The organism is Nostoc sp. FACHB-280 (genome assembly GCF_014697615.1).
Taxonomy (GTDB): Bacteria; Cyanobacteriota; Cyanobacteriia; order Cyanobacteriales; family Nostocaceae; genus Nostoc_B.
Genome location: NZ_JACJSD010000083.1, coordinates 1 through 14633, shown reverse-complemented (window position 1 = coordinate 14633; position 14633 = coordinate 1). Strand labels below are relative to the sequence as shown.

The 14633-nt window shown below is 39.0% G+C and carries 15 protein-coding genes; 4 read left to right on the top strand and 11 right to left on the bottom strand.

Translation table 11 applies throughout. From position 1 onward, the window contains the following. Window positions 1-270: 270 nt before the first annotated feature. From H6G75_RS31435 to upp, 3 genes are all read right to left on the bottom strand, one after another. On the bottom strand, window positions 271-546 hold the full coding sequence (locus H6G75_RS31435; protein ID WP_062287113.1) for a YggT family protein: 276 nt from the start codon (window positions 544-546) through the stop codon (window positions 271-273). A 172-nt stretch (window positions 547-718) separates the two neighbouring features. After that, window positions 719-1063, bottom strand: coding sequence for a hypothetical protein (locus H6G75_RS31430; protein WP_190983794.1), 345 nt, complete (start codon window positions 1061-1063; stop codon window positions 719-721). Window positions 1064-1140: 77 nt separating this feature from the next. Further along, window positions 1141-1791 (bottom strand): uracil phosphoribosyltransferase, encoded by a 651-nt coding sequence (gene upp, locus H6G75_RS31425; protein WP_190983793.1) that lies wholly within the window; start codon window positions 1789-1791, stop codon window positions 1141-1143. Between the two features lie 384 nt (window positions 1792-2175). Between upp and crtH the strand changes: the two genes are divergently transcribed. After that, window positions 2176-3687 carry a carotenoid isomerase gene (crtH, locus tag H6G75_RS31420; protein WP_190983792.1) on the top strand — a complete coding sequence of 504 codons (1512 nt, stop codon included), beginning with the start codon at window positions 2176-2178 and terminating at the stop codon, window positions 3685-3687. Window positions 3688-3767: 80 nt separating this feature from the next. On the opposite strand, the gene purT is transcribed toward crtH, so the two are convergent. Beyond that, complete coding sequence (gene purT / locus H6G75_RS31415) at window positions 3768-4943, bottom strand: formate-dependent phosphoribosylglycinamide formyltransferase (RefSeq protein WP_190983791.1); 1176 nt, start codon at window positions 4941-4943, stop codon at window positions 3768-3770. Between the two features lie 227 nt (window positions 4944-5170). On the opposite strand from purT, the gene H6G75_RS31410 reads away from it, so the two are divergent. After that, window positions 5171-5605 carry a hypothetical protein gene (locus H6G75_RS31410; RefSeq protein WP_190983790.1) on the top strand — a complete coding sequence of 145 codons (435 nt, stop codon included), beginning with the start codon at window positions 5171-5173 and terminating at the stop codon, window positions 5603-5605. 111 nt (window positions 5606-5716) lie between these two features. On the opposite strand, the gene H6G75_RS31405 is transcribed toward H6G75_RS31410, so the two are convergent. The 5 genes from H6G75_RS31405 to H6G75_RS31385 all read right to left on the bottom strand — a co-directional run bounded on the left by H6G75_RS31405 (window position 5717) and on the right by H6G75_RS31385 (window position 11186). After that, window positions 5717-6214 carry a pentapeptide repeat-containing protein gene (locus H6G75_RS31405; protein WP_190983789.1) on the bottom strand — a complete coding sequence of 166 codons (498 nt, stop codon included), beginning with the start codon at window positions 6212-6214 and terminating at the stop codon, window positions 5717-5719. Between the two features lie 25 nt (window positions 6215-6239). Continuing rightward, entirely contained in the window at window positions 6240-7460 is a 1221-nt protein-coding gene (locus tag H6G75_RS31400; RefSeq protein ID WP_190983788.1) for a sensor histidine kinase, read from the bottom strand. Between the two features lie 259 nt (window positions 7461-7719). Then, window positions 7720-9648: an ABC-F family ATP-binding cassette domain-containing protein gene (locus tag H6G75_RS31395; RefSeq protein WP_190983787.1), complete on the bottom strand. Its 1929-nt coding sequence runs from the start codon at window positions 9646-9648 to the stop codon at window positions 7720-7722. Window positions 9649-9719: 71 nt separating this feature from the next. Then, complete coding sequence (locus tag H6G75_RS31390) at window positions 9720-10136, bottom strand: DUF1824 family protein (RefSeq protein WP_242051714.1); 417 nt, start codon at window positions 10134-10136, stop codon at window positions 9720-9722. A 201-nt stretch (window positions 10137-10337) separates the two neighbouring features. Next, window positions 10338-11186 (bottom strand): prohibitin family protein, encoded by an 849-nt coding sequence (locus H6G75_RS31385; protein ID WP_190983785.1) that lies wholly within the window; start codon window positions 11184-11186, stop codon window positions 10338-10340. A 140-nt stretch (window positions 11187-11326) separates the two neighbouring features. On the opposite strand from H6G75_RS31385, the gene H6G75_RS31380 reads away from it, so the two are divergent. Further along, window positions 11327-13135, top strand: a complete 1809-nt coding sequence (locus H6G75_RS31380) for an ABC transporter transmembrane domain-containing protein (RefSeq protein ID WP_190983784.1) — start codon at window positions 11327-11329, stop codon at window positions 13133-13135. Between the two features lie 33 nt (window positions 13136-13168). Then, complete coding sequence (locus tag H6G75_RS31375) at window positions 13169-13597, top strand: hypothetical protein (protein ID WP_190983783.1); 429 nt, start codon at window positions 13169-13171, stop codon at window positions 13595-13597. A 54-nt stretch (window positions 13598-13651) separates the two neighbouring features. Here the strand turns inward: H6G75_RS31375 and H6G75_RS31370 are convergent, their stop codons facing one another. Both H6G75_RS31370 and H6G75_RS31365 read right to left on the bottom strand, forming a co-directional pair. Beyond that, the gene (locus tag H6G75_RS31370) at window positions 13652-14470 is read right to left on the bottom strand and encodes a HEAT repeat domain-containing protein (protein WP_199338098.1); all 819 of its coding nucleotides are present in this window, start codon (window positions 14468-14470) and stop codon (window positions 13652-13654) included. Between the two features lie 62 nt (window positions 14471-14532). Then, a complete protein-coding gene (locus tag H6G75_RS31365) occupies window positions 14533-14622 on the bottom strand; it encodes a hypothetical protein (protein ID WP_397331879.1) in 90 nt (29 codons plus the stop codon). Window positions 14623-14633 lie beyond the last annotated feature (11 nt).

The following is a 14633-nucleotide window of genomic DNA, read 5'->3' as shown; positions in this document are numbered from 1 at the left end:
ATTTAAGTCTGTGGGATAAGACTTTCGTGCCATAAGCAATTACGTAAATACACTGCATATCAGGTATTTTAATTCTTGCCGTCATCCCCTCCTACTCGCCTTTAGATTTACTTTATAAATAGCCTCTAAGTGCTAAATGCTGAGTGCTGAGTGCTAAATGCTGAGTGTTGTACACTGAGCGAAGTCGAAGTGTGAGTGCTGAGTGAGCATAGCTTTTAATAAACAGTCTGGGTTGATTAACCCAGACTTTCAATAACATCCAGTGGATAGTTAGGCAAAAACCTGCAAACCACCTACCAGACTACCTACTACTTGTCCTACTATTTGCAGCAATAAAATCGCCAACATTGGAGAAAGATCAATGCCGCCCAAGGGGGGGATAATGGAACGGAAGACATTGAGATATGGGTCAGTAATTTGGCTTAAAGCAGAGAAAGGCTGGTTATACCAATTGATGGTGGGGAACCAAGTCAATAAAACTCTAATAAATAGTAGAGCCGTATAAAGCTGTATGAAGGTATTGAGGGTGCTAATCAGTAAAAACATGGATTTTGGGGTTTCCTGCTAAGTTTCACAAGCGGTCTTATAGTTGATTTTAGTTTAGTCGTTGTCATGCTGTCTGCGAATCAGTATCTATTTTGACCACGACTAACGTTTACCGCCGTTGTTGATTAGTCTGAAGGTGGAAACTCAGTTGCAGAAAGCCATTTACGGATAACTAATCTTGTATTGAAGAACGATCGCCTGCTGTTTGACTAGCACTACCATTAACATTACCCAATTGTTGCCTTACTTCGTCAATTGTGGCATTTAACTGAGCAATTTTATCTTCTAGCGATCGCCTAGCTGATTCCATTTCCAGATTTCCATTGTCTGAAGCTCTCATCCGTCGTTTGGCTGAATTTTTTTTCGGCTCTACCACACCATTACTGAGTTCGGTTTCTTCTTCTGTTGGTTCTAAATCCAGCCGAGAAGTGATGACAGCGCCCAAAACACCACCAACTAAGCCGCCAAACAGCGCCCCTGCGAAAAAACCACTAGCAAAACCATCTCGCTGACTCATAACTTTACCCGCCTTGAAGCAACCTTACAATCTTGATCTTGTGTTAAGCGATTTTCCTTTCCTAGCTGCATAGTAACTTAAGTACCAAAAATGCGATCGCCTGCATCGCCTAATCCCGGTACAATAAAACCGCGATCGTTCACTGTTTCATCAATAGTTGCAGTGTAAACGATTAAACCCGGATATGCCGCACTCAGTTTCTGCAATGCTGGCGGAGCCGCAACTACACTGACAATTCGCGTCAACTCCGGGTCAATTCCCCGTTGAGTTAATTCTGCCATCGCCCGCATAATCGACCCGCCAGTAGCTAACATCGGGTCTGTAATTAACACCCTGGTTTGCGGATCAAATTTTTCCGGCAATTTATTCAGATAACACCGAGCCTCCAGGGTTTCTTCATCACGCACTAAACCCAAATGATAAATCGAAGCCAACGGTAACAACGTTTGCGCCCCTTCTAATAATCCTAACCCTGCCCGCAGAATCGGCACCACTGCCACAGGCACTTCTGGATTAATAAAAGTTGCGGGACAAGCCTCCAAAGGAGTCTGCACCGTCGTCTCTAGAGTTGGTAGCCACTCTCGCGCCGCTTCATAAGTTAGCCATCTGCCTAACTCCGTGATGGCACTGCGAAATAATACTGAAGGTGTAGCAGCATCACGGGCAACTGCCAACCAGTGCTTAATTAAAGGATGGGGTGGAACGTAAACACGCAGCTGTACCGTCATAGCTGGAAATTGCCACTTTTGATTTTATAAGAACTGAAACCTCATCATACTCTTTCCTGCGTATAGCTGACAGCCAAAATCAACGCCTCAAAATTATTGAAAATCTTTTGCATTAGTAGTTGACAGATATTCTCAATCAAAGTTATATTGTAAATCAGTGTTCTCCTCTCTTTAAGGATCGGCAGACGGGATTAGCCAGCGATCGCAGGCTTGTCCCTCTTTTTTGTTTTTTGGTCATTGGTTATGAATTGGGTTTTCAGGCGTAGAAACACAACCCAGTGCAGATATTTAAGTAAAAAGACTAAACTTCCGGAACAGAAATTAGGCTATTTTGTAGTTTGTATTGAGTAATACAAATAACCAATGACAAAGGACAAATAACCAATGACAAATAACAATTTTGTGTTTGACGCAATTATCATTGGTTCTGGAATGGGTGGCTTAGTAACAGCAACTCAACTAGCAGACAAAGGCGCAAAAGTTTTGGTGCTAGAGCGTTATTTGATTCCCGGTGGTAGTGCTGGCTATTTTGAACAGCATGGTTATCACTTTGATGTTGGCGCATCCATGATTTTTGGACTGGGAAAAAACGGCACAACTAATTTACTAACTCGCGCCTTAGATGCAGTCAATATGCAAATCGAAACAATACCCGATCCGGTACAAATTCATTATCATTTACCCGATGGATTAGACATTAAAGTTGATCGGGTTTATGACAACTTTTTGCAAAATCTTACTGCTTACTTTCCGCAAGAAGCAAGAGGTATTCGTCGCTTTTATAACGAATGCTGGAAAGTTTTTAATTGCCTGAACCGTATGGATTTGTTGTCACTAGAAGAACCTCGGTATCTGATGCGGATGTTCTTACAGCATCCTTTGGCGTGTTTTGGGTTACTAAAATATTTACCAAAAAATGTTGGAGATATCGCACGGCGTTATATTAAAGACCCCTTATTATTAAAATTCATTGACATGGAATGTTATTGCTGGTCAGTAGTGCCAGCAAGTATGACACCAATGATTAATGCCGGGATGGTCTTCTCTGATAGACATTATGGCGGTGTTAATTACCCTAAAGGCGGAGTAAGCATAATTGCTCAAAAACTAGTAGAAGGACTTGAAAAACTTGGTGGTCAAATTAAGTATCAAGCGAGGGTAAAAAAAATTATCCTAGAAAACGGATGTGCTGTCGGTGTAGAACTAGCCAACGGTCAAATTTATCGAGGTAAGCGCATAGTTTCTAATGCTACACGTTGGGATACATTTGGTAAATTAATTCCTGTGGAGAAAATACCTAATAATGAGAAACTCTGGCAACAACGCTATGAAAAATCGCCGAGCTTTTTGAGTTTACATATAGGTGTTAAAAGCTCAGTTTTACCTAAACACACAGAATGCCATCATATTTTGTTAGAAGATTGGGCGAAAATGACAGCCGCAGAAGGCACGATTTTTGTTTCTATTCCTACATTACTTGACCCAGATTTAGCACCGCCGGGACATCATATCATTCATGCCTTTACACCTCACTGGATTGATGGTTGGCTAGGTTTATCGGCAAATAGGTATGAAGCGAAGAAAGAAGCGGCGGCTTGGCGAATTATTGACAGATTAGAACAGATTTTTCCGGGGTTAGATGCAGGGTTAGATTATCTATCAGTTGGGACACCTCGCAGCCATCGCCGTTTTTTGGGGCGTGAAGATGGGACTTATGGGCCAATTCCCCGACGGAAATTGTGGGGCTTGTTAGGGATGCCGTTTAACCGCACAGCTATTCCAGGACTTTATTGTGTGGGTGATAGTACCTTTCCTGGTCAGGGGTTAAATGCGGTAGCCTTTTCTGGGTTTGCTTGCGCCCATCGTATCGCTGTCGATTTAGGAATTGGTAAATAGTCCATAGTTAATTAGCGGTGATGTGATCTCAAAAAGAGTGAGAATACCCCATCTTTGAGGTATTCTAAATTCTGCATTCTTCAACCCGAAATTATTTGGACTTTATTAGCGGCTACTGTAGCTTTTTCTCGCGCTTGTTCAACATTCTCAGCTTTAGCTAAAGCCACACCCATACGTCGATAAGGATGAGCCGTTGGTTTACCAAATAATCTAACATCAACGTCTTTTTCGGCTAAAGCTTCAGCCACACCAGCAAAAGAAATTGAATCTGATTTTTCGGAGGCTAAAATGACAGCACTTGCTGAAGGGCCAAGCTGTTCGATATGAGGAATTGGTAAGCCTAAAACAGCCCTTAAATGTAATTCAAACTCGTTCAGATTTTGGGAAATTAATGTCACCATCCCCGTGTCATGGGGTCGGGGTGAAAGTTCCGAGAAAATTACTTCATCTTTAGTGATGAAAAATTCCACACCAAAAATTCCGGCTCCTCCTAAAGCGTCGGTGACTTTTTTCGCTATTTCTTGAGATTGTAAGATTTTATCTTCAGATATGCCTGCTGGTTGCCAAGACTCTTGATAATCGCCTCTTTCTTGACGATGACCGATAGGTGAACAGAAAATTGTTGGGGCATTCCATTGTTTAATAGTCAGCAATGTAATCTCAATTTCAAAGTTAATAAATTCCTCAACAATGACTTTTTGACTATCACCTCTGGAATTTGCGATCGCATAATTCCAAGCCTTTTCTACTTCATCTTTATTAGCAACTACAGATTGACCTTTTCCAGAAGATGACATCACAGGTTTAACTACATTGGGAAAGCCAAGTTCATCAGAAATTGCAACTAATTCTTTTAAAGTAACAGCATAACCATATTTAGCCGTTCTAATGCCTAATTCTTTGTGTGCCAATTCCCGAATTCTGTCGCGGTTCATTGTGTAGTTAGTCGCCGCCGCCGTCGGAATTACTGTAATTCCACGTTGTTCAAATTCTAAAAGCTTTTCGGTTCTAATTGCTTCAATTTCTGGTATTATCAAATCTGGCTGATGCTTTGTCACTACTGCTTCTAAATCATCAGCACTCAGCATGGAAATTACTTCCGCACAATCAGCAACCTGCATCGCTGGCGCATTAGCATAGCGGTCAACGGCAATTACATAATTACCCAGACGTTGAGCTGCAATCACAAATTCCTTGCCAAGTTCGCCTGAACCCAATAGCATCAGTTTTTTGGGCAACTTAATAGAATTACTCATCAATTCATCCAGAAAATTTTCAGTATCATCATCTTATAATTTTTTGGATTTTAATTATACTTATCTAAATGAGTAAGTAAAATGGGTTGTCAGACAACGCAACACATAATCTGGATATTTTCTATTCTCCGGTGTGTTAGTCTGAAGCCGTAACAAACTCAACTGGATTAACACAACTAGTTTAGAGACATATATCAATAATTTATTTACTCACTTATATACAAAGTATGAAAAATGGTTTAACTCTAAAAGATATACTATTTATCATCAAAATTCATTTGATAGCCACTTCGATAGTATGTCTATCATCTTGCATACAATTATCTTTTTTTCTTGACGCTCTCAACTCAAAGGCTTGGAAGCAGTTAGAGTATTTATGGATTATAGGTCTCTGTATAGATGTTTGTATGCTGCTATTCGCAATTATGCAAGCCTTGAGAAGACACAACACTTCTCTTTTACCTGGCCTTGCCTATTTTTTTTATTTTATTTCAATGGTATTTTATGGTAAACTCTCTTTTTTAAAATTTATTAATGGCAATATTTTACTACTGAGCTTTTTAAAAGGCATAGAATTTTCTATCCTATCTATTGTGCATATTTTATTTATATTATCTGCTAGAAGTTTACTGAATTACTCTAATAAAAATAATGCACATTAATATTTATAAAATATCCCGTTTTGTTGTGTAATTTAAAATAATTTTTATATGACTGTTAGTTTGGTTAAATTTTCAACATACCCTAATGCTTTAACCATGATTCATATTAATTTAGTCAACATTATTTAAATGAGTAAATTTAGCTCCTTGCAACTTTAAATATTCATACTGTAACTGAGTTAAACCACTACCTTCACCAAACTGACATCCTGTTACTAAAGCCTCTGCCCAAATAGTTTCATTGAGTGTTGCACCTGTTAAGTCAGCATTGCGTAAGTCAGCTTTAGTAAAATTAGCAAACAGGAGATCAGCATTAACTAAACTACTACCTTGTAGATTAGCATTAGTTAAATTTCCTCTGATAAAATTTACCTCATCTAATATCAAATTAGATAAATCAGCACCAACTAAATTAGGAAACTTTAGCTGCTGTGGATTTTGTAGAAATCGCATTATACAAAGGATATTTGCTTCATTCAGTTGAATTTTATTCAAAAACTCATAACGACCTATTCCCAATAATTTGAGAGTTTGTAGCCGTTGTTGCGGATTTTGTTCTAAAAATTGAATTGCACTTTTCCGTAATTCCTGAGTTTGTAAATTAGTCATTATATCTGATATCAATATTTGACAACTATCTTTTTATAGGCAGTATTATATCAATTGTAGTGCCTTGGTTAATCAGAGAAACACATTTAATCGAGCCACCATGTTGCTCTACAATAATTTGATGGCAAATAGATAACCCTAAACCTGTACCTCGACCAACAGGTTTAGTAGTAAAAAAAGGTTTAAAAATGCTTTGGCAAATTTTTTCATTCATGCCACAACCATTATCAGTAATTGAGATAGTAACTTGATTTTCCTGGGATTGAAATGTCCGAATCCAAATAGTTTGTGTCTCATTGAGATTACAATCAGGAATAGTTTCTTTTTCAATTAAAGCATCAATAGCATTATTAATTAAATTAAGAAAGACTTGATTTAAAAGACGAGGATTACAATAAATCTGGGGTATTGTGCCGTAATCTTTAATTACTGAGATAGGTCTACTGTTACTTGCACAACGGTTAAGCCTGTGCTGTAAAATTACAAGTGTACTATCAATACCTTGATGAATATCAGCTTTTTTATAGTCCGATTCATTCAAACGCGAAAAGCTAGAGAGCGATTCGACAATATCACTAATTCTAGTTGTGCCAGACTCCATTGATTCTAAGAGTTTTGGCAAATCAAGATGGATAAACTTGAGGTCGATGTTAGTAAGTACTTTAACAATTTTAGTATCTGGATTTGGATATACAGCCCCATAGGTCTCTAAAAGATTTAGTAAGTCATTAGTATATTGACGAAGATATTGTAAATTACCATAAATAAAACTGATGGGATTATTAATTTCATGGGCAACTCCAGCCACCATTTTTCCTAACGCCAACATAGTTTCGCGTTGAATTAATTGCATTTGAGATTGCTGTGTTTCTGTTAATTGAGATAAGGCTGATTCCGCATTATCTTTGGCTGTACGGTATTGTTCTTGTACTAAAAACAATCGTTGTAGTGTTTGATGGTAAGTAGTCACACTAAAAAAAACGAATAATGAGCCAAAAAAGAAAACCATACCAGTTAGCAATGGTATCCAGTCAAACAGCTTAGTAATTGTTAAATAAATACATAATAAATAACCACCTAGAAAAAAAACCATCAGCGAAAACATAATTCGCCAATTGAGTTGATCTGATTCTGTCTTGAAAAATTTGAGAATTTTTTGCGTCTTGAGAATGGATAGTCCCATTATTCCAGCACCAAGACTAATCAAGGTGACAATCAAAGACAGAATAATTGGAGAACTTAACATAGTATTGAGCCAGCGTAACGGCAAGATAAGCTAAACTGTCACCAAACATATAGGGAAATATTCATTTTGATTCGACTGTATCGAAGCAATTCCAGTAACTATCATGAGAGACACAATATTTTAAACTTTACTAGATGAAGCTTAAAATATTTTCATGGCGGAATCATAATCTAATCATAGAAATGCCCTCACCAAAGGGCAAGGGCTGACAGACTCTACCAAGACAAATCAGAAAAACTTCAAGAAAGCTTCATTAATTTTAAGATTCGATTTCGGCTAATTCTAGCCAGCGTTCGGTGGCTATATCAATTGCTTGTTTGAGGTTTTCTACTTGTTCATAAAGTTTCTGGACTTGGCTGTAATTCCCTGGTACAACTTGATTCATTGCGGTTTCGGCTTCGGATTTTTCGGCTTCTAGTTGAGAAATTTTAGCTTCTAATTGTTCAAATTCCCGCCTTTCCCAATTTGATAATCGGCGGCGTTTTTTGGTGTCGTTATTTTTCGTAGAAATTGAGGTTTGAACTTCAGAGTTTTTGGGTTTTTCTTGATTTTTAGCCGCTTCTTGTTGTGCTGTTTCTTCGGCTTTTTTATAGTCGAGATAGACGGAATAATTTCCAGGATATTGCCGGATATTGCCGCCTTCTTCTAAGGCAAAGATAGTGTCTACAGTGCGGTCTAAAAAGTAGCGATCGTGAGAAACTGCAATTACACACCCAGAAAAATCTTCTAGGTAGTCTTCTAAAACTGCCAATGTCTGCACATCTAAATCGTTGGTAGGTTCGTCTAAAATTAAAACATTGGGCGCACTAATCAAAACGCGCAGCAAAAATAAACGGCGTTTTTCGCCACCAGAAAGTTTATGAATTGGTGCATACTGTTGGTTTCCGGGAAAGAGAAACCTTTCTAACATTTGGGATGCAGTAATTTTTGTGCCGTCGGCAATTTGCACAAATTCGCCTTCTTCTTTGATATAGTCAATCACGCGCTGATTTTCATTCAAAGCTGTGAGTAATTCTTCAGAATGTTGGTCAAAATAACCAATGTGAATTGTCGAACCAATCTCTACATTACCAGAATCTGGCTGTACACTTCCGGTAATCATATTCATTAAAGTAGACTTACCTGCGCCGTTACCGCCAATAATGCCAATGCGGTCTTCGGGGCTGAATTCGTAAGTAAAATCTTTAATCAGAGTTCTATCGTTATAAGCTTTAGAAATATTCTGGATGTCAATAACTTTTTTACCGATGCGGCGGCTGACTGTGGAAATATCTACTTTGCCTAAACCTTGTTTAAATTCGGTTTCGCGCATAGCTTGGATGCGCTGAATTCTGGCTTTTTGTTTGGTACTTCTAGCTTTGGGGCCACGCTTTAACCATTCTAATTCTCGCCGCAATACTCCTTGATGTTTGCGTTGAGTGCTGGCGGCTGATTCTTCGGCTAGGGCTTTCTTTTCGAGGTAGTATGAATAGTTGCCTGTGTAGGTGTAGATGTCGCCTCTATCGATTTCGATGATGCGATTGGTGACTTTATCTAAAAAGTAGCGATCGTGTGTAATTAATAGCAATGCGCCGCGAAAGCGATTTAAATAACTTTGTAACCATTCTACAGACAGTGCATCTAAATGGTTTGTCGGTTCATCCATCAGCAAAACATCTGGTTCTGCAAGCAGGGCTGTTGCTAAGGCAATGCGCTTACGATATCCTCCCGATAAGGTGGCTATGGGTGCATCAAAATCGGCAATTCCTAATTTGGTAAGAATGATTTTAGCGTTAGTTTCTAATTCCCATGCACCTATTGCGTCCATCCTTTGCATAACGCTAGATAGGCGCGACATTAACTGACTATCTTCGGGATAATGAGCGAGTTTATCTGATAGTTCTTCATACTGGCGTACCAGTGTCATTTGTTCGCCACTATCAGCAAAAACTTGCTCTAAAACTGTACGATTTTCATCTAAATCTGGTTGTTGGGGTAAGTAGATAATTTTTGCGCCGGAGTTGGTGATAATTTGCCCACTATCAACTGTTTCTAGTCCGGCAATCATTTTTAATAGTGTTGATTTACCAGAACCATTAGTACCAATTAAACCAACTTTATCATTAGCATCAATGCTAAAGTTAGCGTCTTTTAATATTTCTTTGATACCAAAATCTTTTTTAACAGATTGGAGCGTAATAATACTCATAATATAGATTTGCTATTTGCGATCGCCAGTCAGTAGGCAAGGTTCTTACCTTACCTACATTCTCCCAAATTTTAGGCAAATAAATCGAGGGGTAGATGTCCATACATTTCGTTGATTCCTCTTTCGTCATAAGATTGGCAAGATACTAATACACCACGATGATGTCCAGGGTAGGAATCAAGATAGCACAGACCATTTTTGCCGTTTAATTTGATATAAACTGGCCCTTCGGTTGCGGGTAAATCTGTAGGTACTTCATAACCTAAAGCCTCCGAGTAAGTTTTCATTGCGAGTAGGGCTTCGGTGGCTGTGTCAGCACAAATGCCTAATATTTGATAGTCAGAAAGTTTGGTGATTAAGATTAACGACTGACGCACCAAGGCTTTTTCCGCATTATCCAGGACTGGTGCAATATCTAAACAGTTGAATTTATTGAGGAATTTTCTAGCGTCAGCAACAGTCAGAGGAAGTTGGTTGGAGTTTGGCATAGATTTAATCATGGTTTTCGAGAATTTGCCTTTTTGTGCGAGGTGAACACAGCCGATTAACTTTAGATTTGGGATTTTGATATGATTCTGCCTACAAGAGGAAACAAATTGGCTAGGTAGGTTTCCTGGTATGAAGCAAAAAATCTAAAATCTGTAATCTAAAATTGGCACTGTCGAATGTACTTGGTTAATTTAGCTAAATTATTGTTGATTAGGAACATTCCCCAGGTTGAAAATAAAGGGTACACTACTTTGGGATTTATCACCCATAACCAAAACTTTAGGCATTTGTGCGCCACCTGTTTTCCATGCTTCAATTGCTTCTTTTTGCAAAACTAACTGCCCACCTTGAGCTTTGAGAGTTTCGGCTAAAAGTCTTTGTGCTTCGGCTTTACCTTTAGCGCGATTAATTTCTGCCTGGGCTTCTTGTTCCGCTTCTCTTGCTATATAAACGGCTCTTTGGGCGCGTTGTTCGGCAATTTGTTTCTCTTCTACGGCTCTGGCAAATTCAGGGGAGAAAGTTAAGTCAACTACACTAGTATCTAGCACAATTATTCCGTATTTGTCTAAGCGATCGCCTAACGCATTATCAAAGTCTTCTTTTAGTTCACTGCGTTTAGTAATAGCCTCTTCTACTGTTCTTTTAGCTGCTGCAATTTTAAATGCTTCTTGGGTTTGGGGAGCAATGATTTTTGATACGATATTTTCTAAACTTCCTTGTTTTCTTCTCACTTCTACTACTTGTGAAGGATCAAGACGAAAGTTAATAGCGAATCGTGCCGATAAATTTTGCAAATCTTTGGTCGAACTTTCGGCTGGCACTTCAAATTTCTGTACTGTTAAATCATACACATCGATCACGGAAATCAAGGGCGGTTTCAAATGAATTCCCTCCAATAAAGCACCATCTCTAGCTTTACCCAAAATACTAATCACGCCGGCTTGCCCTGGATTGATAATGATAAAGGCATTCAGCCCAATAATCACCAGTATTCCTAACAAAATTCCTAAAATTGTCGTTTGCCAATTGCCAAATTGTTGATTTCTCAAGGTTGTATCTCCTTTTGGATTTTCCCGCAACTCCTATGTGATTGTGAGACTTTATTTGCCTGTTGAGGCTGGCTAAATTCTACAAAAGTCAGATACTTCCTCTCCGTGTTATTATCAAATGCACACAATTTTAAACGACTGTGGCCATAGCATTTAATTCTCGTCAGATATTAAACCAGCGTAGACATTCAGTGCATCCCCTCCACCGCCTGCTTGACTACGGACACCAGTATCGTAAACAAATCTGGTTGGCAATTGGTTGTTCTATCTTGAACAAACTTTTTGATTTAGCACCACCGGGGTTAATTGGCGTAGCAGTGGATGTAGTAGTCAAACAGCAGGATTCTATCATTGCCCAGTTGGGTGTCAAAGATGTCTTTGGACAATTTTTAATTATTTCCCTACTCACGGTTGTCATCTGGATACTAGAGTCAGTTTTTGAGTACGCTTACGCCAAACTTTGGCGCAATTTGGCGCAAAATATTCAGCATAACCTGAGACTGGATGCTTATAACCATCTACAAGATTTGGAATTAGCTTATTTTGAAGAACGCAGTACTGGTGGTTTGATGTCCATCCTTAGTGATGATATCAACCAACTAGAGCGTTTTTTGGATGTGGGAGCCAATGACATTATCCAGGTAGCCACGACAGTAATCATTATTGGTGGAGCTTTCTTTATCTTGGCTCCTAGTGTAGCGTGGATGGCGATGTCGCCGATGCCCTTTATTCTTTGGGGTTCCTTTGCTTTTCAACGCTTGCTTGCACCACGTTACGCTGATGTGCGCGAAAAGGTAGGTTATTTAAATGGGCGACTAGTAAATAATTTAAGTGGGATTACTACTATTAAAAGTTTCACCGCCGAAGATTATGAAAGCTATCGTTTAGCCCAAGACAGTGAAGCTTACAAAAAAAGTAACTCGAAAGCAATTAAACTCTCGGCTGCATTTGTTCCCCTCATTCGGATGTTGATTTTAGTTGGTTTTACCGCATTACTATTATATGGTGGAATGGCTGCGGTTGCGGGACAAATGACTGTTGGCACTTACAGCGTGTTGGTGTTTTTAATTCAACGGTTGTTGTGGCCTTTAACTAGGTTAGGTGATACCTTTGACCAATATCAACGGGCGATGGCTTCAACTAACCGTGTGATGAATTTATTGGATACACCAATTGCAATTCATCCCGGAAATGTAGCCTTACCTGTGGAGAAAGTGCGTGGCGAAGTGCAGTTTAAAAATGTGACTTTTGCCTATAAAGATAGATTATCGGTAATTACTGATTTATCTTTGCCAATTCCGGCTGGGAAAACCATCGCCATTGTTGGTTCGACGGGTTCTGGTAAAAGTACTCTGGTGAAGCTGTTACTGCGGTTTTATGAGGTGCAAAACGGCAGTATTACGGTAGATGGAATTGATATTCAAGACTTAGGTTTGCGTGATTTACGCCGTTGTATTGGCTTAGTCAGCCAAGATGTGTTTCTGTTTCACGGTACGGTAGCGGAGAATATTGCTTACGGCACGTTTGATGCAACTACCGAAGAAATCATCCAAGCGGCGAAGGTGGCAGAAGCCCATGAATTTATTCAACATCTGCCCCAAGGTTATGAGACAATTGTCGGGGAACGAGGACAAAAGCTATCTGGTGGACAACGCCAAAGAATTGCGATCGCTCGTGCAGTGTTAAAGAATCCGCCAATTTTGATTTTAGATGAGGCGACATCAGCTGTAGATAATGAAACCGAAGCCGCTATCCAGCGATCGCTAGAAAAGATTACAGTAGATAGAACCACAATTGCGATCGCTCATCGTCTTTCCACAATTCGTAATGCCGACTGTATTTATGTCATGGAATATGGACAATTAGTCGAGTCGGGAACCCATGAGGAGTTGTTGGAGAGAAATGGAGTTTACGCGAGTTTGTGGCGTGTGCAGAGTGGTTTGAGATAAGTTTCGCGCAAAGGCGCAAAGGCGCAATTAACTATGATGTTTGGTAGTACCCAGCCGGAAACAGGTGATAGTAAGTGGCGTAGTCAGTTAGACAGATTTGTGAAGGCAAATCAACAAGAATTGGCGGCGTTATCTTGGGCATTATGGTTAGAAAATGGGGATAGCCAGGGTACTATCGGCATCGATTTACAGCCGACTCCGCATTTTGTTTATTGTCCCCAAGAAGCGGTAGAAAAATTAAATGAGAATGTGGAAAATCGGCTGCAAGAAATTATCGGAATTATTGCCCATCATCAGCCAGAGTTGGAAGTTTTGATGATTGGTATTGGCAAGGGAGAAGTTAAGTTAATTCAATTTGCACCAGAACCAACACCGCCTGAATGTTTTGCCCAATTTGGTAAAGATGTAGATGGGTTATTGGATTTGTTGGAACAGCGAATGAGTGGGGAGATTGTTGTTTAACGCAAAGTTACGCAGAGAGAATTAAAATATTTCTCTGCGTAGCTTTTTAATTTATTAGCTGTGCCAAAGTTGATAAAACTCTGGATAATTTATATTTTCGGCACAATGCCAGATAATTTTCAACACAGCCTCATAGCGATAAGAACTATTTTTGTAGAATTTTTGATTCAAATAGTCTTTTAATGATGTGAGGACTTGTGGCAAATGTTTAACTGGCAGGATTTTTATGAAACTGTCAGCTATATCTAACAGATAGGATTCATAAGATAGATTAGTTGTAGGCTGAATGCTGAAATTATTGTTATCATTATCTTCTTGCAATGTTTGAATAAGCCGAAGCAGTGAAAAGATAAGTTCATTCAGTTTTTCTTTGACTAATTTGTTGTCGGGATCGAGCTTTTCTACATTCCAAACTACATCCATCAGAATTGATGTATTTTTAGTGGTATTGATGAGATGAATATAGGTCTCAATTGTTAGAGAGTCATTTGGATCGAGTGCTTGTAAGAAAGCTGCGATCTCATCAGAAAACGGATACTTATTTGGTGAGTTCGCTAACTCAAGTACAGTCTGAATGGCTTTGTAGCGATACTCATCAGTTTTTAGCAGTATTTTAGCTACGTACAAACGTCTATATCCTATTGGATCGCTTTCTAGTATTTGGTATAAAGTAGCGATCGCCAGAGGATTACCTGGAGCAATTTTTACTAGACTATCTGCTGCATAATAACGCACTGATTCATCTTGAGTAGTTTGGATTAGCTGGGATAATATGCTAATTGCCTTTGGATTAACTGGCTCTAATTGCCATAAATAAAAAGCTGCTGTACGCTGAAGAAATTCGTTTTTAGTATTCTCTATTATTTCTAACAGAGATGCGATGGACTCTTGGTTTTTAGGAGAAATTTCGGCTCTCCCAGACTAGATATGTTAAATTAACAACAGAAATACCAATTTAGTAAAACCCTTCTTCTAAAATTATTAAAGTTAGTTAAGCCATAAGCCCTGCGTTTAATGAGCTTAATCTTCTGATTAA

Coding starts and splice junctions, on each gene's coding strand:
- H6G75_RS31390 (WP_242051714.1), bottom strand. CDS start 10,136: ATGCCAAACTCCAACCAACTTCCTCTGACTGTTGCTGACGCTAGAAAA.
- H6G75_RS31435 (WP_062287113.1), bottom strand. CDS start 546: ATGTTTTTACTGATTAGCACCCTCAATACCTTCATACAGCTTTATACG.
- H6G75_RS31405 (WP_190983789.1), bottom strand. CDS start 6,214: ATGACTAATTTACAAACTCAGGAATTACGGAAAAGTGCAATTCAATTT.
- H6G75_RS31375 (WP_190983783.1), top strand. CDS start 13,169: ATGATGTTTGGTAGTACCCAGCCGGAAACAGGTGATAGTAAGTGGCGT.
- H6G75_RS31395 (WP_190983787.1), bottom strand. CDS start 9,648: ATGAGTATTATTACGCTCCAATCTGTTAAAAAAGATTTTGGTATCAAA.
- crtH (WP_190983792.1), top strand. CDS start 2,176: ATGACAAATAACAATTTTGTGTTTGACGCAATTATCATTGGTTCTGGA.
- purT (WP_190983791.1), bottom strand. CDS start 4,943: ATGAGTAATTCTATTAAGTTGCCCAAAAAACTGATGCTATTGGGTTCA.
- H6G75_RS31400 (WP_190983788.1), bottom strand. CDS start 7,460: ATGTTAAGTTCTCCAATTATTCTGTCTTTGATTGTCACCTTGATTAGT.
- upp (WP_190983793.1), bottom strand. CDS start 1,791: ATGACGGTACAGCTGCGTGTTTACGTTCCACCCCATCCTTTAATTAAG.
- H6G75_RS31410 (WP_190983790.1), top strand. CDS start 5,171: ATGAAAAATGGTTTAACTCTAAAAGATATACTATTTATCATCAAAATT.
- H6G75_RS31430 (WP_190983794.1), bottom strand. CDS start 1,063: ATGAGTCAGCGAGATGGTTTTGCTAGTGGTTTTTTCGCAGGGGCGCTG.